The sequence below is a fragment of the Vibrio sp. DW001 genome, from assembly GCF_029016285.1.
Classification (GTDB): domain Bacteria; phylum Pseudomonadota; class Gammaproteobacteria; order Enterobacterales; family Vibrionaceae; genus Vibrio.
This window is the reverse complement of sequence record NZ_CP091976.1, coordinates 1,043,171-1,065,073: the sequence shown is the minus strand read 5'-3', so window position 1 is coordinate 1,065,073 and position 21,903 is coordinate 1,043,171. Positions and strand designations below refer to the sequence as shown.

Here is a 21,903-nt window from a genome sequence, read left to right as displayed (position 1 = left end):
TTGCTATGGTAATAATTAAATGAAACACAGTGGAGTTAAATTGACGAAGTCAAACTCACAAGCCATCGAGTTTAAAGGTGTTGATAAATGGTTTGGCAACTTTCAAGCATTGGCCAAAATCGACCTTACCGTAGCTGAAGGTGAGATAGTTGTTGTCTGTGGCCCATCAGGCTCGGGAAAATCAACGCTAATTCGCTGCATTAACGGACTAGAACGGGTTGATTCCGGCAGTATCAACGTCTTAGGAAATACAGACCTTTCGAAACAAAAGGGGTTGGTTGGCATGGTGTTTCAACATTTCAATTTGTTTCCTCACTTAACCGTATTAGACAACCTTACTCTGGCCCCAATCCGAACGCTAAAGCTTTCCAAAAAAGAAGCCGAACAACGCGCACTGCATTTCCTCAATCGTGTACACATTGCCGAACAAGCCGATAAATTCCCGATCCAACTCTCTGGAGGGCAGCAACAACGTGTCGCGATTGCTCGTTCTCTCTGTATGATGCCTTCCATCATGTTATTTGATGAACCCACCTCAGCACTTGACCCAGAGATGATCAACGAGGTGTTAGATGTGATGATTGAACTTGCGAGAGAAGGTATGACCATGGTGTGCGTCACCCACGAAATGGGGTTTGCTAAAAAAGTCGCGGATCGTGTCATTTTTATGGATGAAGGTGAAATCATCGAAACAGCACCACCTGAGCAATTGTTTAGCACACCAAAACAACCACGTACACGTGCATTCTTAAACCAGATATTAAGCCATTAATATGGTTAAAATCCTCAAACCCGTTTTCTCGGCACTGCTTCAAATTGCGGTTTTAATTGTCGGAATTGTCTGGCTTTTAGACAGTGGCGCCGAGTCTATGGGTTACCGTTGGCAATGGGAGCGAATACCCGACTACCTATTTTATTACGAGGATGGTGAATGGTGGTCCGCCGAGCTGGTTGATGGTCTTCTCGTCACCATACGTATTTCTCTATTCAGTTTGCTAGCAACCCTCGTACTAGGACTAACCACTGCTCTACTTAGGTTATCAGACTCTATCGTTGGCAGAGCCATTGCCCGTGGGTATATTGAGCTTATACGTAATACACCATTGCTGGTTCAAATATATCTGCTCTACTTTATTTTTGGTCCAGTGATTGGACTCGACCGATTCTCAACCGCAATACTTGCTTTAGCATTATTCCAAGGAGCCTATACAGCGGAAATATTCAGAGCAGGATTAAACAGCATTCCCCGGGGCCAGTTCGAAGCTGCTCGTTCACTTGGACTTTCGCCACTCGATAGTTATCGAGACATTATATTGCCACAGGTAATACAGAGAACGCTGCCACCACTAACAAATGAGGTCGTATCGTTGATTAAAAATTCATCTATTGTTAGCGTCATGGCCATCTTTGACCTTACAACAGAAGGGAGGAATATCGTTTCTGAGACGGCAATGCCATTTGAAATATGGTTTACTATTGCGGCTATTTATCTAGCCTTAACCCTTTCACTATCCGCATTCGCAGCAAGGCTAGAACATAAACTAGGTGCCCAATGGCGAACTCTATAATGGACAAACGAAAAAAACACGGAGTAGAAATATGAGATTATTAAAAAGTGCAATGATTGCAATGTTGGGGGCATTACTATCACTGCCTTCGGTTGCAGATAACGTAAACATCGAAAAAATAGAGCAACGTGGCACGTTGCGTGTTGGTATGTCTACCTTCGTTCCATGGGCGATGCGTAATAAACAGGGTGAATTGATTGGATTTGAGATCGATGTAGCCAACCGCCTAGCGAAAGATTCTGGCTGGAAAGTCGAGTTCGTCCCAACAGCTTGGGACGGAATTATCCCTGCACTCTTGGCGAAGAAATTTGATGTTATTATAGGTGGCATGTCTATCACGCCAGCACGAGCCGAAAGCGTTCTGTTTAGCGCCGCGTATTCACATTCAGGCGTTCAAGTAGCCGCGAATAAAACACTCGCCGCCGGCTTTGATCAAATGAGCGATTTTAATTCTCGCAAAGTGAAAATTGCGGCGCGTCGTGGGGCATTCACTGTACAAGTGGCGCGTGAAACCTTTCCTAAAGCCAAAATCCTTCAATTTGATGACGATGCGCAAGCATTTCAAGAAGTGTTAAACGGCAATGCTCACGCGGTTATCGCCTCTAGCCCTAAACCCGAGCATGAAACTTTAAAACACGAAGATGTCCTTTTTCTTCCTTTCAATGAAAGGCTGTCAAAAGGTAACGAGGCGTTCGCAGTCCGTCTCGGTGAAGACGATAAAAAAGCCTTTTTTGATCATTGGATTAAAGAGCGAACTGAAGACGGTTGGTTGGCTGAACGATACGAATATTGGTTCTCTACGTTAGATTGGCAAAACCAAGTGGCTCAAGGGCAGTAATCTACAATGGAAATAATAAGCTCAATAAGATCAACGAAGGCCCATCGCTCGAAAAGATTAAATCGATTCGATTATTTTCTGCTTGGATTGATTGCGTTTACCGCCATCTGGTTCTATTACCGGTCCTCTATTGGTGTGAACTATCATTGGAACTGGTCTGGTGCTATTGAGCTTATTTTCACTCCAAGAGCAAATGGAGACCTACCGTATTTTTTCCAAGGTGTGGTTTCAACGCTCCGATTAAGTATGTGGGGCGTTGTTTTTTCGCTATTGCTTGGCGTCCTATTAGGCATTGCTAGGCACTCAACATTATCGATATTTCGCGCACCTGCTATCGCCTATATTCAGCTTATTCGCAATATCCCACCGTTGGTTTTTGTGTTTATTTTTTACTTTTTCATCTCCAATCAACTTATCCCATTACTTGGCTTAGACGCCCTGCTTAGAGAACATTCAGGTGAGACGAACGCTGTTCAGGCGATATTATTTGGAAAAGCAAACCTCTGGGAAAACTTACTCTCTGGTGTGCTATGCGTCGGATTACTATCAGCTGCTTACATCGCAGAAGTTGTAAGAGCTGGATTAGAGAACATAGAGAAAGGTCAGTGGGAAGCTGCGGACGTATTGGGCTTATCTACGTGGTCAAAATATCGTTATGTCATTGGCCCTCAAGTAATAAGTACCATTGCGCCTCCGTTGGCAGGGCAGGCTATTTCTCTCGTAAAAGACTCTTCTATTGTTTCATTGATTTCTATTCAAGAACTGACTTTCGTCGGCACAGAAATGGCAAATTCATCTGGATTGATTTTTGAGATATGGTTGTTAGTCGGTTTGTCGTATCTCGTACTCTGCTTCGGGCTCTCTCTGTTATTTTCCAAACTTGAAGCGAACAGTCGAAGGCACTTACAAAAGTAGCGAAGTGCTTGGTTCAGTAATGCTTATTTCAACGATTTAACACTATTTCGAACCACTAGCGTAGGCTCCAGCTGAACCTGTTGTATCTGCTCTGCTCGCTTTTCAATGCGTTTAAGCAAAGTATCAACGGCCGTTTTACCCAATCGGAATTTAGGTTGGTGGATAGTTGTTAGCGCCGGAACCATAAATTTAGCGATATAAATATCATCATAGCCAATAACCGAAAGGTCTTCAGGTACTCTAACCCCCTTTTCATTCGCGGCATTGATTAAGCCCATTGCCATCATATCGTTACAAGCAAAGATAGCACTTGGCAACTCACCACGTTCATAAAGGAGATTAAATGCATCGTATCCGCCATCACACTCGAAGTTAGAAGGAACGACCCATTTATCTTCCAATGATATTCCTTCGTCATCCAGTGCTTGCTGGAAACCTGCAAAACGAATCTGAGCTTGGTGGCGATCTAATGGGCCCGTAATACAACCCATTTCGCGATGACCATTGTCAATCAAATGCTTAGCCGCCATGTAGCCGCCAAGCCTTGAATTGTCTTTAATTTTATCACTCGGGAAATGGGTTTCACCCCAATCCATGACCACGGTAGGGATATCCTGATATCGATCGAATACATCTAAGTGTTTCCCCTCTAGGCTTGAACAGAGCAAAAGCAACCCATCGACTCTTTTTTCCAAAAGGGTGTTAATAGACGCCTTCATTCGAGCATCATCCCCTTCTGTATTACAAAGAATTAGGTTGTAGTCTTGTTCATAGCAGTGCCTTTCTACTCCTTTAACAACTTCACCAAAAAAGGGGTTGGTTGACGTTGTAACCAGTAAACCTATGGTACGAGTGCGATTCATTTTAAGGCTGCGAGCAAGAGCAGAGGGAGAATAATTTAGCTCTTTAGCGGCTTGTTTTACTCGAGTTGTAATCTCTTCGCTTACGTAACGAGTCTGATTAACAACATGGCTTACCGTAGACGTAGAAACATCCGCTAGTTTGGCAATATCTTTCATTGAAGCCATGTTACAACCTTAGATTATTGAGAGTAATTTTAACTATCGTGTTGAGCACTGAATGCATCCACTTCCTTCCGACTAGGAATAGAAGTTTGAGCGCCAAAGCGGGTCACCGAAATCGCGGCAGCAGCATGGGCCAGAACGACAGATTGTTTTAAGTCCATACCGTCCATCAATCCTGTCACTAAACCGCCATTAAAGGTATCTCCTGCCGCTGTCGTATCGGTTGCATCCACTTTAAAACCAGAGATTATTTCGCCTTTACCACGTTCTTCACTAAGCCATACGCCCTGAGCACCTAACGTAATCAACACGGTTTCGATGCCTTTGGCATGCAGAATATCTGAAGCCACTTGTGCAGACTGTTCATCAAACACTGTCACGCCAGTGAGTATTTCCGCCTCGGTTTCATTCGGCGTGATGATATCGACGCAACTTAGTAACCCATCACTAAGTATGGTCGCCGGAGCAGGATTAAGTACTACTTTTGTTCCCGATAACCTAGCTGTTTTCGCCGCCAATTCAACCCCATCCATCGGCGTCTCTAACTGCATAAGCAGAAAATCTGCCTGTTCAATTGACGGAAGATAAGGTGTAATTCGTGCCGCATTCAACCGGCCATTTGCTTCAGCAGAAATACAAATGCTGTTTTCGCCTGTGTCCGCAACCTGAATCATTGCGATTCCTGTTGGCGTATTATCTTCAATCAAAACGGCATCGGTATTCATGCCCTCGTCTTTGAAGCTCTTTTTGATCGCTACGCCAAACGCATCATCGCCTACACTCGCAATAAATCCAATATCTGCGCCTAACCGAACTGCTGCGATTGCTTGATTGGCCCCTTTACCACCAGGAATCACCTGATATCCACCACCGTGGAGCGTTTCACCTGGTCTAGGAAAAGATGGAACCTTTAGAACATGATCAGCGTTGACGCTGCCGAGGACAATGAGCTTACTCATACATTCAACCTATTGAGTAGAGGATATAAAACCGAATAATTTAGTTATTTTACTGAAATAAACAAATTATTTAATTCTCGAAAAAGTTTGACGACGGGTTTCCCCAGCGGTAAGTAATGCTAATAGACTCGACTAAACGAATGTCATCATGTCCGTCATTCCAGTAAACAATGGAACGACGGCTTTTAAAAATAAATGACGACTCCAGCCTATCAACATTACCTATTTTCAGTTTTACTTAAGAACAAGTTTTAGAGGTACTGGGATGTACGTTTCAACTGTCTCACCTTTAAGGATTTTGTCTGCTGTTTCAACACCAAGTGCACCGATCAGCTCAGGTTGTTGAGCAACCGTTGCTGCTAAGTCACCACGTTTAACCGCGGCAATACCGTCATCTGTGCCGTCAAAACCGATGATCATAACGTCTTTACCTGACGCTTGAACCGCGCGAAGTGCACCCAATGCCATTTCGTCATTCTGAGCAAATACCGCTTGAACATCTGGGTTAGCAGCAAGTAAGTTTTCCATTACGTTCAGACCTTTAGTACGGTCAAAATCGGCTGGCTGAGTAGCAAGTAGTTCCATTTTGCTGCCTTTAACAGCATTCATGAAGCCTTCACCACGCTCACGTGCAGCAGAAGTACCCGCGATACCTTCAAGTTGAATAACTTTCGCATTATCACCAATAGCTTCAACAATAAAGTTACCTGCAAGCTCGCCACCAACTACGTTGTCTGATGCAATGTGGCTTGCAACTTTACCACGGCTTGCACCACGGTCTAGAGTAAGCACTGGAATATTTGTTCCGTTAATCATACGGATTGCATTAGAAACCGCGTCAGAATCCGTTGGGTTAATCAGAATTGCCTTCACACCACGAACCGTTAGATCCTCAACATTAGAAAGTTCTTTACTTGGATCATTCTGTGAATCCAGAACGATAAGCTTATAGCCTAATTCTTTTGCTTTTTTCTCAGCGCCATCTTTCATAGAAACGAAAAATGGGTTGTTTAGAGTAGATACTACTACTGCTATTGTATCTTCAGCGAACGCCGTAGTGCTCATTGATGCAGATAAAACAGCGGCTGAGATAAGAGTTGCGATCTTTTTCATTATTGTAGTCCTTTGTTTCATAGTGAGAGCTAAGGTTCACCTTAGCCCTATATTGGTAGAGTTATTTGTTTTTATTATCGACTAAAACTGCCAGAAGAATGACGACAGCTTTGGCAATCATCTGATAGTAAGAAGATACATCTAAAAGGTTTAACGCGTTATTAAGAAAACCAATAATCAATGCGCCAATTAAGGTCCCCATAATACGTCCACGTCCACCGGCTAGGCTGGTACCACCGAGTACTACGGCAGCAATAGCATCAAGTTCATAGGCCATCCCTGCTGTCGGCTGAGCCGACGACAAACGGGATGTCACTATAAGACCGGCTAAAGCCGCGAGTAGACCACAGATGGCGTATACACCTATCTTTACACGATCAACATTAATACCAGATAGGCGTGTTGCTGATTCATTGCCACCTAAGGCGTATACATAACGACCAAATCGCGTGTGGTTTAGCACATACCATGCGGCCGAAAATACAATAACCATAATCCATACAGGAACAGGGATACCTAGAGCATATCCAGTACCAAACCACGCAAACGTATCCGCGGTATCAGTAAATCCAGTCGAAATTGGTCGTCCGTCGGTGTACACCATAGTGACACCACGTAATAAAGTCATCGTAACCAGTGTGGCAATAAAGGCTTGAACCTTACCTTTGGCAATAATCACCCCACTAATTGCGCCTAAAGCCGCACCAGCAAGAAGAGCCGTTGGAACGGCGATAAACACCGAAACTTCCATTGCAATTAAACTCGCGGCAAAGGCTCCGCATAGTGCCATTACAGACCCGACACTCAAATCTATACCAGCGGTGAGAATAACAAGGGTCATCCCAACGGCAATAATTGCATTTACGGATGTTTGTCTCAAAATATTGAGAATGTTATCCATCGTAAAAAAGTAAGGGTTAAGAAACGAGACCACTGCAATCAAAAAAAGCAATGCGATGAGTGATTTCTGCTCGATTAGCCACTCTTTAGTAAATAGTTTTTTATCTTGCATGGGTTCTATCTTTTTGGTTGTTGTATCGTTGTTCATGCTGCTACCTCACTTACTTTTTTACCAACAGCACAAGCCATAAGTTTCTCTTGATCCGCTTCTTTTGCATCAAATTCACCACTGATGTGGCCTTCGTGCATAACAATAATTCGGTCACTCATTCCAAGCACTTCCGGCATTTCCGAAGAGACTAATATAATGCTCATTCCTTCTGCCTTGAACTTATTGATGAGTTGGTATATCTCTTTTTTAGCGCCAACATCTACGCCACGTGTTGGTTCATCTAGGATCAACACCTTTGGCCTTGTCATTAACCCCTTCGCGATAGCCACTTTTTGCTGATTACCACCAGAAAGATTGCCAATAATCTGATTGCGACTCGGCGTTTTAATATTAAAGAGGTTAATAAAATCTTCTACTGCCATAATTTCGTCTTTGTGTTGAATTTGGATCCCTTTCGACAGCTGTTCTAAACAACTAAGTGACATATTTTCTTTAACCGACAAGCTCAATACCAACCCATCGCCTTTACGATCTTCGGAAATATAGGCAATGCCTTGTGCTAATCCTTCTTGTGGGTTTTGCGGATCGATTACTTTTCCATCCAACATCACCTTGCCAGACTCTTTTGGTAACGCCCCATATATCGCTTTCATTAGCTCTGTACGACCTGCCCCCATCAAACCAGAAATGCCGAGGATCTCACCTCTATCTAATGTAAAGCTGACGTTATTAACACCCGAACCAGTTAGATTATTCACTTCCAAACAGGTGGTCCCGTGAACCGCATTGATTCGAGGATATTGTTCTTCAAGTTTACGACCTACCATCATCTCAATGAGCAGATCCTCATTGGTTCCCGCGACCGTGCATTGATTGATAAACTTGCCGTCACGCAATACCGTGATGTCATCGCACATTTGGAAGATCTCTTTCAAACGATGTGAAATATAGACAATGCCACATCCCTCTTGACGCAATTCCTCTATAACCGCAAACAGTGACTCACTCTCTGTATCGGTTAATGCATCGGTAGGTTCATCCATAATGATGACCTTCGAATCAAATGAGAGCGCTTTTGCGATCTCAACCATTTGTTGTTCACCAAGACTCAGCGAACCAAGTTGGTCTCTAGAGCTATGTTTGACATTAAGACGAGCAAGCAGTGCATCCGCCTCTTTATACATTTCAGACCATCTAATGCGGCCTAATGGTGATACTCTTTCACGGCCCAAAAAAATATTTTCTGCGATCGTTAATTCAGGAATAAGATTTAATTCCTGATGAATAATACTGATGCCCGCTTCCTGAGAATGCTTCGGCCCTTGAAATGCGGCGTTGACACCTTGATATCGGATGTCCCCTGCATCTAAAGAATAGATACCTGTTAGCACCTTCATCAACGTAGACTTACCTGCACCATTTTCGCCAAGCAGTGCCATAACACGACCTGGGTATACGTTGAGACAAGCATTATCTAGTGCTTTCACACCGGGAAAGGCTTTGTCTATACCCGTTAGCTCTAAAATTGGTTGAGTCATTACTCTTCCTCGAAATGTCTGCGTTTAAAAAGTGACACCAGTTTGAAAAATCACATTGGCATAAGGCGTACATTCGCCCGTTCTTACTATCGCTTTACTATCAAAAGAGTGAACTTTAAATTCTTCATGAGAAACATAAGTTATGTTCGTTTCTTTACCTGTACTCTGGCTGTCTTTTTTAATCACTTCAAGCAATTGAGAATGTAGCTCAGGACTCACTTGTTTCGTTTCTTCCGCAATGATGACGCCTTCAATTTGAGACTCACTAAGTAATACTTCAACCGTCTGAATAAAACCAGGAACACCATGAGTTAAAGCTAGATCAATTCGTTCTACGCCTTCTGGAATGGGCAGTCCCGCGTCACCAATCGTAATTTCATCTTTGTGCCCTAATGTCGCGACAAGATAAGAAAGTTCAGAATTTAATAAGCGTGTTTTTTTCATATTGGTGACCTAAATTGTGTAATCCTCAAAACGAGAATCTCTCATTTAGAAAAAACCTAACAAGATTTTCACTAACCATCGAAACGTTTCGATGGTGCTAAATAAAACGCCATCGAAACGTTTCGATAGAATATAGCTGCTCAAATATTTTTTGCCTCATAGGAAAAATAAATGTGTGATGGAGGTCTAATGAAAATTCAAAATTTGAAAAGAAAAGCAGAGATCGGTCACTAATTAAGTGATGTGTTAATAAGAGAAAAATCAGTGAAAACTTGGAAATGAAAAGCGATTTTCTTACACAAGACTTATCGAAGTCTCATAGGTTAAATAGCCTAGAGCGAGAAAAAAGCACACCTTTTAGGGTGTGCTTTTACCAATTAGAAGATGAATTGGTATAGGAAACCAGCACCGATTGCCATGCTTAGGATGACGAATAGGAACGCGGCAACCATCTGATTTCTGAAGATAGATTTAAGCAAAATCACTTCCGTTAAACTTGCACCTGCACTGCCAATGATTAACGCCATTACAGCCCCAAGTCCCATCCCTTTCGCGGCCAACGCTGCACTTAGGGGAATCACAGCTTCAGCACGGATATACAATGGAATACCAATTATCGCGGCGACCGGAATAGCGAATGGATTGTCTTCACTTGCAATACTCGCGACAAACTCTGTTGGCATAAAGCCATAAATCATCGAGCCAAGCGCAATACCACCCACCAGATAAGGAAGCACCTTTTTAAAGTCTGTCCATGTACTGTTCCAAATCTTTATCCATTTGCTTACAGGCTTTACTTTTCCACCACATGAGGAAGTACACCCTTTGGTTTCAGGGGTAACATACGCTTCTGGTTTTACGTATTTCTCAAAGCCAAGTTTTTCAAGTGTGTAGCCTGCTACAACGGATACGCCCAGCGCGATAGCAAAGTAGAACGCGGTGACTTTTAGTCCAAACGTTACAGCAAACAGCCCGATGATTATGGGGTTCAACAGTGGGCTCGCAAATAAGAAAACCATCATAGTTCCGAAGCCCGCTTTCGCCCGCAACAAGCCCTTCAAAAAAGGAATGGTTGAGCATGAGCAGAACGGCGTGATTGCGCCGAGGAAACCTGCTACGAGGTACCCTTTACCGTTCTTGCCACTCAGAATACTCTGTATTTTTTCTGGTGGGATGTATTCCTGTAATACACCAACAAGGTAGCTAATCAATAGAAAGAGAATGGTGAGCTCTATCGCTAAAAAGGCAAACATACCTAGCGTGTCCATAACCATGTCTTGTGTAATAACCATAATATATTATCTCGGTATTTCTGGAATAATCGAAATATACTATTGCAAATTAGAGTCGTCAATATATTTCCACTATTATCGAAATATAAATATAGAGAAAACCTACTTTGACCATTAAATCTGTAGTTAAATCATTACAAAAATAGAATTTATAACAAAGTTGACGACCGATAAAAAATCATCAATTTAGTAAGAAGAGCATTTCAGTGAATCAAATACGCAATGTACTCGTATTACTGGTTCAACCTTGAGACAGAACCGCACAATGGGTTGAACATTACCCCTATTTCCAATATTATCGAACTATAAATTAGGAGTAATGAATGAATCTAGAAAGCGTTGCGAAAGCACTGAAAGAACTTGGTCACCCGACCCGCCTAAGCATATATAAAACGGTGGTTAAGGCAGGCTTTCAAGGTATTGCTGTTGGGAAAATTCAAGAGATATTGAAAATCCCAAATTCTACTTTATCTCATCATATTTCTAGCCTCGCTTCCGCCGATCTGATTAAACAACGACGAGAAGGCCGCACACTATACTGTGTAGCAGAGTATGAGAATTTAGAAGGCGTGATCAATTATTTACGGGAAGAGTGTTGCGCAGACGAGTCGGCCCAAGAAACTGAACACCTTTTACTCAGTTAAATTACCTGAGCTTGGTATAGATTAGGATTGAAACTAAAACGAGGTACATTCGTATCAGAATGTACCTCGAGACAATTTGAAAGCGTTTATGCTTGCAAGCGACTAACGAAGAATTCGTGCTCTGAACTTGCGGCCTTTAAGTTTGCCATTTTCTAGCTTTTTGAGTGCTTCTTTAACCACATTTTTATGTACCGCTACATAAGAACGCATGTCAAAAAGATTAATTTTGCCCACTTTTTTGCCATCTATACCGTCTTGACCTGTCAATGCTCCAAGAATATCACCTGCACGTACTTTCTGCTTTTTACCGCCGGAGATCTCTATCGTCACCATTTCAGCTTGGTATGTTGGCTCACTCAATACCTCTTCATTCGGCAGCGCAATGGGATCGATAGGAAGATCCATATACTCATCTATCTGTGCTACTCGATGCATTTCGTTACTGCTAAACAAGCTACACGCCATCCCTTTACTACCCGCACGGCCAGTACGACCTATACGGTGTACATGGACCTCCGGATCGCGAGATAATTGATAATTGATAACCATATCTAGATTATCAACATCAAGTCCACGAGCCGCAACATCCGTCGCAATTAAGATAGAGATGCTTTTATTTGAAAACTGAACCAGAGCTTGATTTCGGTCTCTTTGTTCTAAATCACCATGAAGATCAATAACGTCAAACCCTTCTTGGTACAGCTCTTCAGCTACCTCTTGAACTTCACGTTTTGTATTACAGAAGATCACAGAAGATTCAGGTCGATGCGACAATAGCAGCTTTTTGACCGCATTTAATCTGTCCGTATCATTACCTACTTTGTAGAAGAATTGCGAAATACTTGTATTATCATGGGTTGCCTCAACCTTAACCAGTTCAGGCTTTTTCATTATTTTGTTAGCCACTGTTTGAATCTGTTCTGGGAAGGTCGCACTAAACAAGAGTGTTTGTCTATCTGTTGGTGCTTCACCGATTATCGCATCTAGTGCGTCTTGAAAGCCCATATCCAACATTCTGTCGGCTTCATCCAAAACCAAAGTGTTCAGCTCAGAAAGATCAATACGTCCTTTCTCAAGGTGATCCAAAATACGACCAGGTGTGCCGACCAAAATATGGGCACCGTGTTCAAGTGAACCAATTTGTGGACCCATTGGCATACCACCACAAAGTGTCAATACCTTAATATTGTGAATAGAACGCGCCAGCGATCGGATCTCTTTCGCTACTTGATCAGCGAGTTCCCTTGTTGGGCACAGTACTAAACATTGAACTCTAAAGCGTTTTACATTGAGGTTAGTCAATAAGCTAAGTCCAAACGCAGCCGTCTTACCTGAGCCGGTTTTTCCTTGCCCAATAACATCAACGCCTTTAAGCATAAGGGGTAATGCTTTTGCTTGAATGGGTGTCATTGAGGTGTAACCCAATGTCTCCAAGTTTTGCAATAAAGCAGGCGACAAAGAAAGAGTAGAAAATGGAATCTGGCTCAAGGGAATGTCCTATCGGTTAGGGAGTGACGAAATTGGAAGCGCACGATAACTGTATCGATGCGCTATTACAACTGTTAGTTACTCTAATCATTATTGTTCACCTAAACGCGAGATGCTTAAGTTATCGCTACTTTAGGTTGTATAAAATCACAAATACAAAAATATCGCATTCAGGTGTTATCAATCTTCTTAATAACCCTGCACGGATTACCCGCTGCAACCACATTTTCCGGTACATCTTTGGTAACTACGGCACCAGCACCAATCACTGAATTGGTACCAATTGACACACCCGGACAGATGATTACGCCTCCACCTATCCACACATTATCACCGATTGTGATCGGTAGGCCAAATTCAACACCCTCTTCAACTCTACTTTTTACATCCGTTGGGTGACCCGCGGTATAGATTTGAACATTGGGCGCAAGGAGTACGTTATCACCAATATCAACTCGATTCACATCTAATATAATGCAGTTAAAATTAGCATAAAAGTTCTTACCTACGCGGATATTACCGCCGTAATCACATCGAAAAGGTGGTTCGATATAGGTATCATCAGTCGCATTTGAAATCAGTTGCGTGATCGATGCCTTCCATTCGTCACTATTTGGTAAGCTATTATTTAGTATTTGTAATGTTTTACGGCAAGCGACACGTTCCGAATACAGTTCTTTATCCCAAGCGAGATAGGCCTCGCCAGCCAACATTTTTTCTTTTTCAGTTCTCATTAACTGTTCCAATTTCTGATTTTTTTATCCAAAGTACAACATAGCCTCCAAGAGTGATCTCTTGGTTATGTGGGATATCATTCCCCGTCAACAAGTCAACCATCTGATCCGCCTGTAGCAGATCAAAGATAGAACTTGGTATCGATTGTGGGTGTTCACTGAAATTGCAGATAACTAGCAGCTTCTCTCCGTTTTTATGCTCACGTGAATAAGCAAATAAGTGAGAACGGTAGGTTTCCAGTATCTGTGTACTCGCTTCACCAAACACAGATTCAGACTGACGAATAGCTATCATCTGCTTTAACTGGCGATTAACAATACCTTGTGGGGACGTCGCATGCTTCGCTAAGTTGACGATCTCTGCTGTAATCGCGGGTCGATTGACCCAGCGAGAATCTTCTTTTTTAAATTCATCATCTAGATAAGTATGATCATTCAATGCACCAATTTCATCACCTTGATAAATCAGTGGTATACCACCAATACTCAAGCTTATGCTGTTAAGAAGTAATATCCGTTTGATGGCGTGGTCCAGCGCTTGTGTATCCCCCGATATTATCGCTTTTTCTAGCCCCGCTAATGAAGCCAGTGAGCCGCATACTCGACAATCGCCCGTTGTCGGATTCTCTTGAAATGGTACTCCTTTCGCAAAAGAACCTTCAAAACGACCCGTGTAGTATTGATTCAAAAAACGTCGATGATCGAAACCATTTATCCCTAACTGACTCGCTACATTATCATCAAATGTCCATCCTATATCATCATGACATCGGATATAATTCACCCATGCACAATCGGGAGCAATGTCGAAGCTCTTCTGAAGCGAAGCCGTCAATAGTTTGGTTTCTCTGGTAGCTAAACTTTCCCACAAAAGTGCCATCATAAGTGGGTTATATGAGAGCTGGCATTCATTCTTATCGATATATTTTGCGACTTCATCTGGGTGAACAATCGCTTCTGACTTAAACTGAACCGCGGGGGCCACAATCTGCAAACAAAGATTAAATGCTTGTATAAGCGTATGTGCTTTGGCCAAATTTTCGCACTGTGTCCACTTTTCCTTCCAAATAAACGCAAGTGCATCTAGACGCAACCCTTCACACCCTATATTTGCTAAAAAAAGCATTTCATCCGCAATCGCGTTAAACACCGCAGGGTTAGAATAATTAAGGTCCCATTGGAAACTATTAAATGTTGTCCAAACCCATTTATTTGATTGATCTAGATAGGTAAAACTTCCTCGTCTTACCGTAGGGAAAATTTCACGACATGTTTGATTATATTCATCCACCTCTTTCTTATCATCGAAGAAATGATAAAACTCCGCGAACTCTGGGTCGCCAGCCAATGCTTTTTTTGCCCACTCATGCTCATTTGAGGTGTGGTTAAACACAAAATCAAGAACTAAGCTAATACCCGCTTCGCTAAAAGTAACCGCGAGATCCTCTAGGTCTTTTTCACTTCCTAATGTTGAATCAACTTTACGATAATCTGATACCGCATAACCACCGTCACTATCGCCTTTAGGTGACTGGTACAGCGGCATTAAGTGGATGTAATTAACTCCGAGGCTTTGAAAATAGGGTAGCTTTAATTTAAGGTTTTTTAAATCACCAGCAAACAAATCGACGTAAAGCGCCATGCCCAACATTTTTTCACTTCGATACCAAGTAGGATCGAGAAGACGCTGCTCGTCTCTAATTTTTAACTCAGGTTTACGACTGGCAAATGCCGACGCCAAACGTTTGATTAAGCTTTGAAGATGAAAGAAAAAATCATACTGATCTGAATAGAGTAGATGGAGTTTTGACACCAATTCTGGAAAATGACGATCTAAACGCTCTAGAAAAACCGTTTCCTCTTTATTGGTCAACGTTGGCAGGGTGACTGAACTCAAGACTTGTTTTAATGCTTTCTCGCTCAACGAATGTGACAGCATTGAGAACTCCCTTATTACGTGTACTTTATTGACAGTTAAATAGCATGATATTTAACTTAATCGTTTAAGTAACAGTTAAGGAAGTGATTAAGTCTTATTTTGTGATGCTAATCGCCATAGGTAATCAAACAGATAACGGCCACCGAATACCTTCCCTATTTCAGTGGCTAATCGCTAACGACAATTCGGTCAAAAGAACAATTGCGTTATGTCAGATTAGAAAAACTGAATCGATTTTCTACCACTACTTTTTTTTGTAGGCTCTTCAGGTTCTGATTCAGATTCTTCACTTTCTCGTTCTGTCTCTTCCAGAGGGGCTTCTTCGTATTCATGTTGGATAGGCGCATCTGGCGTTTCATGATCGTTCGACTCAATATCCAAGTCACTCACCACCTGATACTCCTGTGCGACCAGATCTTCCTCAAAAACTTCTGGTAATTCACCTTCAGGAAGATCACACAAAACCACATAATACTCTTGATTAAACTCGACCAGATCGCCGTCAAACATTTTGCGACGTTTTCTGGTCTCTATTTCACCATTAACGGCCACATAACCTTCTGAGATAATATGTTTTGCTTCACCGCCACCGTTGACCAAGTTAGCTATTTTAAATAATTTATAAAGTTCAATTGGCTGACTGCTGATCTCGATACCGATCGCCTCAATTTCGACTTCATCAGTGGAGAGATCGTCTGGTTGCTCTTCGTTCATGGAAATGACCTATAGGGGTATTTGAGCGTAGTGTAACAAAAATCAGTGGCAAGTGGATAAAGTGGGGAATATAAGCGGGTTTAATTACCGTCGTATCGATAACAAAGGGAAAATAACCCATGCTTCATGTAAAAAGCATGGGCCGATATCAGTTTGTGCAAACATCATAGGACCTATGGTTAAGCTGCCTCGAAAGAAAAACAGAACCGACGGTGACCCTTCAAAGGAACAGAGTGTAAACTCACAGAATACTCGACAAAAACGTTTTCAATCGTGGGTGAGACGGATTTTCGAAAAAGTTTTCAGGTATGTCATCAACAAGCAGCTGACCATCTTCCATAAACAGAACTCTGTCTGCTACTTCGCTAGCAAAACCCATCTCGTGAGTTACCACAACCATGGTCATGCCTTCTTCGGCAAGTGACTTCATCACTTCTAAAACCTCTCCGACCATTTCTGGATCGAGTGCAGATGTTGGCTCATCAAATAACATCAGATCCGGATTCATCGCTAACGCACGTGCAATAGCAACACGCTGTTGCTGTCCGCCGGATAGTTGACTTGGAAAGACCTCTATTTTTTCAGCTAACCCTACTCTAGTCAGCAGTTGTACGGCCTTCTTTTCTACTTCCTCTTTATCTAGCTTCGATACTTTCAATGGGGCAAGCATCACATTTTTTTTGACTGAAAGATGGGGGAATAGATTGAAGGACTGGAATACCATGCCAACGTTTTCACGTAGAATATTGATGTCAGTAGATGAATCATACATATTGATACCATCTATAATGATATCGCCGTCTGTCACGACCTCTAATTGGTTTAATGTGCGCAAGAAGGTCGATTTACCTGAACCGGACGGCCCGATAATCACCACGACTTCTCCACGTTTTACAGTAACAGACACCTTTTTTAATGCGTGACAGCCATTATCGTAAATCTTATCTACGCTCGCGGCGACAACCATCTCTTCGCCTTTATAATCCGCTCTAGTCACTGTTTGATAGCCTCTTCTCAATGCGCTGTACGCCGAAAGATAGTGTGGAAGTTAGTACAAGATAAAGCGCCGCAACCGCAAACCATACTTCGAATGTAGCAAAGCTACCAGCAACGACTTCTCGACCAGCCTTAGTCAAATCCGTAATGGAAATGACCGACACCAATGAAGAATCTTTTATTAGGTTAATCAATTGTCCAGCCATAGGTGGTAGCGTGCGCTTAAATGCTTGGGGTAAGATGACGTAAGTCATTGCCTTGGGATAACTCATACCCAAAGAACGTGCTGCTTCCATTTGTCCTTGTGGGATCGATTGGATACCCGAACGGATGATTTCTGCAATATACGCCCCGGTAAAGACAGACAGCGCGGTAATACCTGCGGTAAATCTATCCAGATCGAAAATTGTGCCTAAGAAAAAATAAACAATAAAGATCTGCACAAGAAGTGGCGTACCGCGAATAATCTCAACATACAAAAAAGCGAAATTTCGACTCAATGGATTTGTGGATATACGCATTAATGCGGCAACTAAGCCAATGACAATGGCAAAAGACAATGAAATAATCGAGAGTTGAATCGTCGTAATCAATCCGATTAAAAGTACACCCATACTCTGCTGATTTAGGCTAGAAATTCTGTCGCCAGCAAAGACTAAATCACCCTCTACTACAAACACATCATCTGCCTTTTCAATCCGTTGAGCCGGATCTCCATTGTCAAATTCAATAACAATGTTGTCCTTTTCGACCGTAATAACCGTACCATCACTATCGGCTATCGTTTCAGTTGGTGAAGAGTCAATGATGTATGGGACAATTCGATTCCATTGCCATGTATAATTTATTTTTTGTGAAGCAGAATAAACAGAAAAACCAATGCCGATAAGAGCGAGTACAAATAAAAAGTGCCAAGCCCAATTATTCTTTTTATGTAGCATATCAATACCAAAATGAGAGTAATGAGAGCCAGAAACAGAGCGTTTCTGGCTGATTCCACTTATTTAATTTGTTTTAACCAAGCATCACTCTTGAACCACTTGGCATAGATACGCTCGTAAGTGCCATCGCCTTTGATTTGACGAAGGTAATTATTCAAAAAGTTGACCATATCGGGGTCGCCCTGTTTAACAGCCCAACCAAGCGGTTCGTAGGTGAATGGTTCAAGAATTGCGTTTATTTTCTCGCTATTTTGAGCAGCATAGATAGAGATGAACGGCATGTCGTAGATCATCGCATCAGCCTTACCATTTATTACTTCCAATGCGGCATCAGTTTCAGTTTCAAACGCGTTATACTCCGCCTTACTTAACATTCTTTTTACCACCGTTTCACCGGTTGTACCAAGCTTACTTGCTACTACATATTTAGGGTCGTTAAGGTCTTTGTAGCTGTTAATCTCACCCTTCAACTTAGGATTTAGGAGTATAGATTGGCCAACAACGATATATGGATCCGCAAAATTCACCTTCATATTACGAGGTGCCGTTATCGTCATACCCGCCATAATAATGTCACATTTGCCGGTAATAAGTGCAGGTATAATGCCATCCCATGCTGTGTTTACAGGCACATATTTCACACCCATCTGCTTCGCCATCACTTTACCTAAATCGATATCAAAACCGATGTAGCTGTTGTTAGTAGACTTCATTTCAAATGGCATATAACCCGCATCAAAACACGCGCGTAGTTCACCAGATTCTGCAATACCGTCTAAAATTGGTCCTGCTGTCGCTCCTGCAGAGCAGAGGATTATCGCACTATATGCGGCTAACTTACCTATTTTATGCTTCATTATGTTAATTCCTTGTTGTAATTGTTAATATCTTAGTCCATTAATGGTTTTTTATTCATTATTAGTAAATAATATTGCATTATATATCGATTGTACAGCATAAATAATCAAATGTTTTTTTTAGAGTATCTATTCTTAATCACCAAAATTGTGCATCTATCGTTAGTCAAAGCAATAGTTGTGCCGATAAGATCACACTTGATAAATGGAAATTTAATAGACTTTTAACCCAAAAAAATTAAATATATAAGCACATTAAACTAACATTGTTTTTTTCTATGTATTTTGCTCATAATTGACGCACCTTAATGGTGCAAAAATAAAGAAAATAAATAATATTGGTGCAGATGTTAATTGTTCGATATTTAGCCACTTATATAGAATAAACAGCTAAATTTGAGGAAGCGGCGTTGGAGTCAGCCTTTGTGTATCCCAGCGGTTAGCGACGTATTAATTTTCTCGGTATTAGCTCTATACCAAATTGCTGGCGTTTGGCTGAAGCATTCAGTGCTAGCGCTAGCGCGCTATCAGAGATTAACTCAAATTGCTGAGGCAGCGAGTTCACTTTCATCGGCAGGAAATCGAGCAATCTGTTGTCGCCAAAAGTGCCCAGTTTTATTTTGGACATCAGCTCGGTGTGTTCTAAAAGCACATCTAACACGCCTTCCAAAAGGGTATAAGAAGTGACCACGATGGCGTCTGGTACTTTTTTCTCGCGTACCCATTGAGACAATACAGCTTTACCTTCTTCCCTATTAAAATGCTTGCCATAACCAACGATGGATTCCTTTTTATGGATACGCGCTGCCGCATAAAAACCTAATTGGCGATCTTTAGAGATACTTAATTCAGGCAGAGCACCTATTAATCCAACCGTATTTACGCTTTGCGATAGGACTGAATTGGTCAAATCATAGGCGGAGGTATAGTCTTCACTAATAACACACCCGAAGCATTCATCGTCTAGAGGACGGTCTATTGCCACGACAGGCGTACCTGATTTTTGAATTTTTAAGTAATATTCGTTCGCATTGGGTAAGCAAGTAGCAACAAACAGTGCGTCAATTCGCCGGCTCAACAGTGCTGTAGCCAAACTCTCTTCAATTTCAGCTTCATCATCACTGCACCCAATCAAGATCTGATAACCCGCTTTTCGCGAGTTTTGTTCAAGTAATTTGGCAAGCTTGGTGTAACTCGAGTTCTCCAGATCAGGAATAATTAGGCCAAATGAACGGCTATTCCCCGCCCGCAGAGATGAGGCTGCATGATCAGGTTGGTAATTATGCTCGTTAACAACAGCCATCACTTTATGTTGAGTCTTCTCACTTATACGGTATTTTTTTGCTTTACCGTTGATGACATAACTTGCCGTAGTCTTTGAGACACCTGCCAACTTTGCTATTTCGACTAATGTCATTTCATTACCTTTATGTGCAGTTGATCAAAATTTTACAGATTATTTGTTATTCTAACTTGAATTATACGCTGAATCGATTCAGTATTAAAGCTGAAAGGATTCAGCAAAACTTGAAACATGACTTAAATCACCTATTTTACACCGTGGGTTAGTGAGTTAAACGAAACAACAAGTATCAGCAACATGTGTAGATGTTTGCTGAATTTTTTTAAAGCATTGCTGAACCGATTCAGCTTTAGGTTTACACCGGCGATGAATCGAAGATTGAGAGCAATTAGACCAGATGATTGAAGCTCACATAAAAGAGCTCTAAGAGGCGCACCATGTTAAAACTGACGACGTTAGATATTGAGCTTCAACAAACCGCTCAAGACAAAAATACAGCCATTCGCGTATTAGCGAGCGACCTGGCAAAGAAAGGATTGGTGGAGGTTGAATATGTAGAAGGCATGCTGAATCGGGAAGCACAAAACACAACCTTCCTTGGAAACGGCATTGCGATACCTCATGGTACAACCGATACCCGTCATCTGGTGAAAAGCACTGGCGTCGCTGTCCATCACTTTCCCCAAGGCGTAGATTGGGAAGACGGTAACACGGTTTATATCGCAATAGGCATTGCCGCTAAATCTGACGAGCATTTAGGCATATTAAAGCAGCTGACTAAGGCTCTTTCTGCTGATGGTGTTGAAGAAAAACTCAGAGATGCTTCGTCAAAACAGGAGATCATCGCCCTATTAAATGGTGACGTTCAATTCACTGCAGACTTTGATGAATCTCTGATCTTACAAGACTTTCCTGCAAGCGACATGATTCAACTTTCTGCCGTCGCGGGTGGACTATTAAAAAATACCCATTCAGTTGAGGCGAGCTTCATCGCAGAGCTTGTTAGTAAAAAACCAACCTATCTAGGTAAAGGCTTATGGTTGATCAGCAGTGTTACCTCGGTTTCACGAACTGCAATGTCTATCGTTACTGTCGACCCCGCGTTTTCATTTGAAGGCAAACCCGTCAACGGACTCATTACTTTCTCCGTTTGCAATGCCGCTCACCAAACCATGCTCGATACGGTCAGTGAATTAGTATTCCAACAGAAGCAAACCACCATTCTTCAAGCCACTAAGCAAGAGTTGGTATCTCTATTCACACAAGATGATGGCGAAGCTTCTGCTCCCACGATGTCCGATAATAATGCTGTATTCAAGATAAAAAATGCCCACGGTTTACACGCTCGTCCAGGGGCAATGTTGGTGGCAGAAGCGAAGAAGTTCGAGTCAATTATCAGTGTTAAGAACCTTGATGGAGACGGAAAAACCGTCAACGCAAAAAGCTTAATGAAGGTGATTGGATTAGGCGTTATGCATGGACATTCATTGGCGTTCTCCGCGGATGGAATCGACGCTGGTGAAGCAATAAAAGCAATAGGCATCGCCATTGAGTCTGGCCTAGGTGAAGGGTAAGGATCGTAT

Annotated in this window: 21 protein-coding genes; 6 read left to right on the top strand and 15 right to left on the bottom strand. The window is 42.1% G+C overall.

Annotated elements, in window-relative coordinates; genetic code table 11:
* Positions 1-19 precede the first annotated feature (19 nt).
* Genes L3V77_RS22170 through L3V77_RS22155 form a run of 4 tightly spaced genes read left to right on the top strand, consistent with a single transcriptional unit; the run spans position 20 to position 3,321 of the window.
* Complete coding sequence (locus L3V77_RS22170) at positions 20-772, top strand: amino acid ABC transporter ATP-binding protein (protein WP_275136990.1); 753 nt, start codon at positions 20-22, stop codon at positions 770-772.
* 1 nt (position 773) lies between these two features.
* Complete coding sequence (locus tag L3V77_RS22165; protein WP_275136989.1) at positions 774-1,568, top strand: amino acid ABC transporter permease; 795 nt, start codon at positions 774-776, stop codon at positions 1,566-1,568.
* A gap of 31 nt (positions 1,569-1,599) precedes the next feature.
* A complete protein-coding gene (locus L3V77_RS22160; RefSeq protein ID WP_275136988.1) occupies positions 1,600-2,406 on the top strand; it encodes a transporter substrate-binding domain-containing protein in 807 nt (268 codons plus the stop codon).
* A 6-nt stretch (positions 2,407-2,412) separates the two neighbouring features.
* On the top strand, positions 2,413-3,321 hold the full coding sequence (locus L3V77_RS22155; RefSeq protein ID WP_275136987.1) for an amino acid ABC transporter permease: 909 nt from the start codon (positions 2,413-2,415) through the stop codon (positions 3,319-3,321).
* A gap of 23 nt (positions 3,322-3,344) precedes the next feature.
* Here L3V77_RS22155 and L3V77_RS22150 read toward each other — a convergent pair whose 3' ends face one another.
* From L3V77_RS22150 to L3V77_RS22120, 7 genes are all read right to left on the bottom strand, one after another.
* The gene (locus tag L3V77_RS22150) at positions 3,345-4,349 is read right to left on the bottom strand and encodes a substrate-binding domain-containing protein (protein ID WP_275136986.1); all 1,005 of its coding nucleotides are present in this window, start codon (positions 4,347-4,349) and stop codon (positions 3,345-3,347) included.
* Positions 4,350-4,378: 29 nt separating this feature from the next.
* Positions 4,379-5,305, bottom strand: coding sequence for a ribokinase (rbsK, locus tag L3V77_RS22145; protein ID WP_275136985.1), 927 nt, complete (start codon positions 5,303-5,305; stop codon positions 4,379-4,381).
* A 234-nt stretch (positions 5,306-5,539) separates the two neighbouring features.
* Entirely contained in the window at positions 5,540-6,418 is an 879-nt protein-coding gene (gene rbsB / locus L3V77_RS22140) for a ribose ABC transporter substrate-binding protein RbsB (RefSeq protein WP_275136984.1), read from the bottom strand.
* A gap of 61 nt (positions 6,419-6,479) precedes the next feature.
* Positions 6,480-7,466, bottom strand: coding sequence for a ribose ABC transporter permease (gene rbsC / locus L3V77_RS22135; protein WP_275136983.1), 987 nt, complete (start codon positions 7,464-7,466; stop codon positions 6,480-6,482).
* The gene (rbsA, locus tag L3V77_RS22130; protein WP_275136982.1) at positions 7,463-8,968 is read right to left on the bottom strand and encodes a ribose ABC transporter ATP-binding protein RbsA; all 1,506 of its coding nucleotides are present in this window, start codon (positions 8,966-8,968) and stop codon (positions 7,463-7,465) included. The genes rbsC and rbsA overlap by 4 nt, the downstream gene beginning before the upstream one ends.
* Positions 8,969-8,992: 24 nt before the next feature.
* Positions 8,993-9,412: a D-ribose pyranase gene (gene rbsD / locus L3V77_RS22125; RefSeq protein WP_275136981.1), complete on the bottom strand. Its 420-nt coding sequence runs from the start codon at positions 9,410-9,412 to the stop codon at positions 8,993-8,995.
* Between the two features lie 377 nt (positions 9,413-9,789).
* Positions 9,790-10,707 (bottom strand): permease, encoded by a 918-nt coding sequence (locus L3V77_RS22120; protein WP_275138229.1) that lies wholly within the window; start codon positions 10,705-10,707, stop codon positions 9,790-9,792.
* A 320-nt stretch (positions 10,708-11,027) separates the two neighbouring features.
* Here L3V77_RS22120 and L3V77_RS22115 point away from each other — a divergent pair, with 320 nt between their 5' ends.
* Positions 11,028-11,348, top strand: a complete 321-nt coding sequence (locus L3V77_RS22115) for a metalloregulator ArsR/SmtB family transcription factor (RefSeq protein WP_275136980.1) — start codon at positions 11,028-11,030, stop codon at positions 11,346-11,348.
* A gap of 102 nt (positions 11,349-11,450) precedes the next feature.
* On the opposite strand, the gene dbpA is transcribed toward L3V77_RS22115, so the two are convergent.
* The 8 genes from dbpA to cra form a co-directional block, all read right to left on the bottom strand.
* Entirely contained in the window at positions 11,451-12,836 is a 1,386-nt protein-coding gene (gene dbpA / locus L3V77_RS22110; RefSeq protein ID WP_275136979.1) for an ATP-dependent RNA helicase DbpA, read from the bottom strand.
* A 170-nt stretch (positions 12,837-13,006) separates the two neighbouring features.
* On the bottom strand, positions 13,007-13,570 hold the full coding sequence (locus L3V77_RS22105) for a sugar O-acetyltransferase (RefSeq protein WP_275136978.1): 564 nt from the start codon (positions 13,568-13,570) through the stop codon (positions 13,007-13,009).
* A complete protein-coding gene (locus L3V77_RS22100) occupies positions 13,560-15,509 on the bottom strand; it encodes an alpha-amylase family protein (RefSeq protein ID WP_275136977.1) in 1,950 nt (649 codons plus the stop codon). Before L3V77_RS22100 ends, L3V77_RS22105 begins: the two co-directional genes overlap by 11 nt.
* Before the next feature lie 216 nt (positions 15,510-15,725).
* A complete protein-coding gene (locus tag L3V77_RS22095) occupies positions 15,726-16,223 on the bottom strand; it encodes an RNA-binding S4 domain-containing protein (protein WP_275136976.1) in 498 nt (165 codons plus the stop codon).
* A gap of 241 nt (positions 16,224-16,464) precedes the next feature.
* Positions 16,465-17,190, bottom strand: a complete 726-nt coding sequence (locus tag L3V77_RS22090; protein ID WP_275138228.1) for an amino acid ABC transporter ATP-binding protein — start codon at positions 17,188-17,190, stop codon at positions 16,465-16,467.
* Between the two features lie 22 nt (positions 17,191-17,212).
* Positions 17,213-18,160: an amino acid ABC transporter permease gene (locus L3V77_RS22085; RefSeq protein WP_275136975.1), complete on the bottom strand. Its 948-nt coding sequence runs from the start codon at positions 18,158-18,160 to the stop codon at positions 17,213-17,215.
* 59 nt (positions 18,161-18,219) lie between these two features.
* The gene (locus L3V77_RS22080) at positions 18,220-19,017 is read right to left on the bottom strand and encodes a transporter substrate-binding domain-containing protein (RefSeq protein WP_275136974.1); all 798 of its coding nucleotides are present in this window, start codon (positions 19,015-19,017) and stop codon (positions 18,220-18,222) included.
* Between the two features lie 439 nt (positions 19,018-19,456).
* Positions 19,457-20,434, bottom strand: a complete 978-nt coding sequence (gene cra, locus L3V77_RS22075; RefSeq protein WP_275136973.1) for a catabolite repressor/activator — start codon at positions 20,432-20,434, stop codon at positions 19,457-19,459.
* 323 nt (positions 20,435-20,757) lie between these two features.
* Here cra and fruB point away from each other — a divergent pair, with 323 nt between their 5' ends.
* Entirely contained in the window at positions 20,758-21,894 is a 1,137-nt protein-coding gene (gene fruB / locus L3V77_RS22070) for a fused PTS fructose transporter subunit IIA/HPr protein (RefSeq protein WP_275136972.1), read from the top strand.
* Positions 21,895-21,903 lie beyond the last annotated feature (9 nt).

Bases quoted from the DNA above. Each gene is read 5' to 3' on its own strand.
- L3V77_RS22170 (WP_275136990.1), top strand. From the start codon at position 20: ATGAAACACAGTGGAGTTAAATTGACGAAGTCAAACTCACAAGCCATC.
- L3V77_RS22165 (WP_275136989.1), top strand. From the start codon at position 774: ATGGTTAAAATCCTCAAACCCGTTTTCTCGGCACTGCTTCAAATTGCG.
- L3V77_RS22160 (WP_275136988.1), top strand. From the start codon at position 1,600: ATGAGATTATTAAAAAGTGCAATGATTGCAATGTTGGGGGCATTACTA.
- L3V77_RS22155 (WP_275136987.1), top strand. From the start codon at position 2,413: ATGGAAATAATAAGCTCAATAAGATCAACGAAGGCCCATCGCTCGAAA.
- L3V77_RS22150 (WP_275136986.1), bottom strand. From the start codon at position 4,349: ATGGCTTCAATGAAAGATATTGCCAAACTAGCGGATGTTTCTACGTCT.
- rbsK (WP_275136985.1), bottom strand. From the start codon at position 5,305: ATGAGTAAGCTCATTGTCCTCGGCAGCGTCAACGCTGATCATGTTCTA.
- rbsB (WP_275136984.1), bottom strand. From the start codon at position 6,418: ATGAAAAAGATCGCAACTCTTATCTCAGCCGCTGTTTTATCTGCATCA.
- rbsC (WP_275136983.1), bottom strand. From the start codon at position 7,466: ATGAACAACGATACAACAACCAAAAAGATAGAACCCATGCAAGATAAA.
- rbsA (WP_275136982.1), bottom strand. From the start codon at position 8,968: ATGACTCAACCAATTTTAGAGCTAACGGGTATAGACAAAGCCTTTCCC.
- rbsD (WP_275136981.1), bottom strand. From the start codon at position 9,412: ATGAAAAAAACACGCTTATTAAATTCTGAACTTTCTTATCTTGTCGCG.
- L3V77_RS22115 (WP_275136980.1), top strand. From the start codon at position 11,028: ATGAATCTAGAAAGCGTTGCGAAAGCACTGAAAGAACTTGGTCACCCG.
- L3V77_RS22105 (WP_275136978.1), bottom strand. From the start codon at position 13,570: ATGAGAACTGAAAAAGAAAAAATGTTGGCTGGCGAGGCCTATCTCGCT.
- L3V77_RS22100 (WP_275136977.1), bottom strand. From the start codon at position 15,509: ATGCTGTCACATTCGTTGAGCGAGAAAGCATTAAAACAAGTCTTGAGT.
- L3V77_RS22095 (WP_275136976.1), bottom strand. From the start codon at position 16,223: ATGAACGAAGAGCAACCAGACGATCTCTCCACTGATGAAGTCGAAATT.
- L3V77_RS22090 (WP_275138228.1), bottom strand. From the start codon at position 17,190: ATGGTTGTCGCCGCGAGCGTAGATAAGATTTACGATAATGGCTGTCAC.
- L3V77_RS22085 (WP_275136975.1), bottom strand. From the start codon at position 18,160: ATGCTACATAAAAAGAATAATTGGGCTTGGCACTTTTTATTTGTACTC.
- L3V77_RS22080 (WP_275136974.1), bottom strand. From the start codon at position 19,017: ATGAAGCATAAAATAGGTAAGTTAGCCGCATATAGTGCGATAATCCTC.
- cra (WP_275136973.1), bottom strand. From the start codon at position 20,434: ATGACATTAGTCGAAATAGCAAAGTTGGCAGGTGTCTCAAAGACTACG.
- fruB (WP_275136972.1), top strand. From the start codon at position 20,758: ATGTTAAAACTGACGACGTTAGATATTGAGCTTCAACAAACCGCTCAA.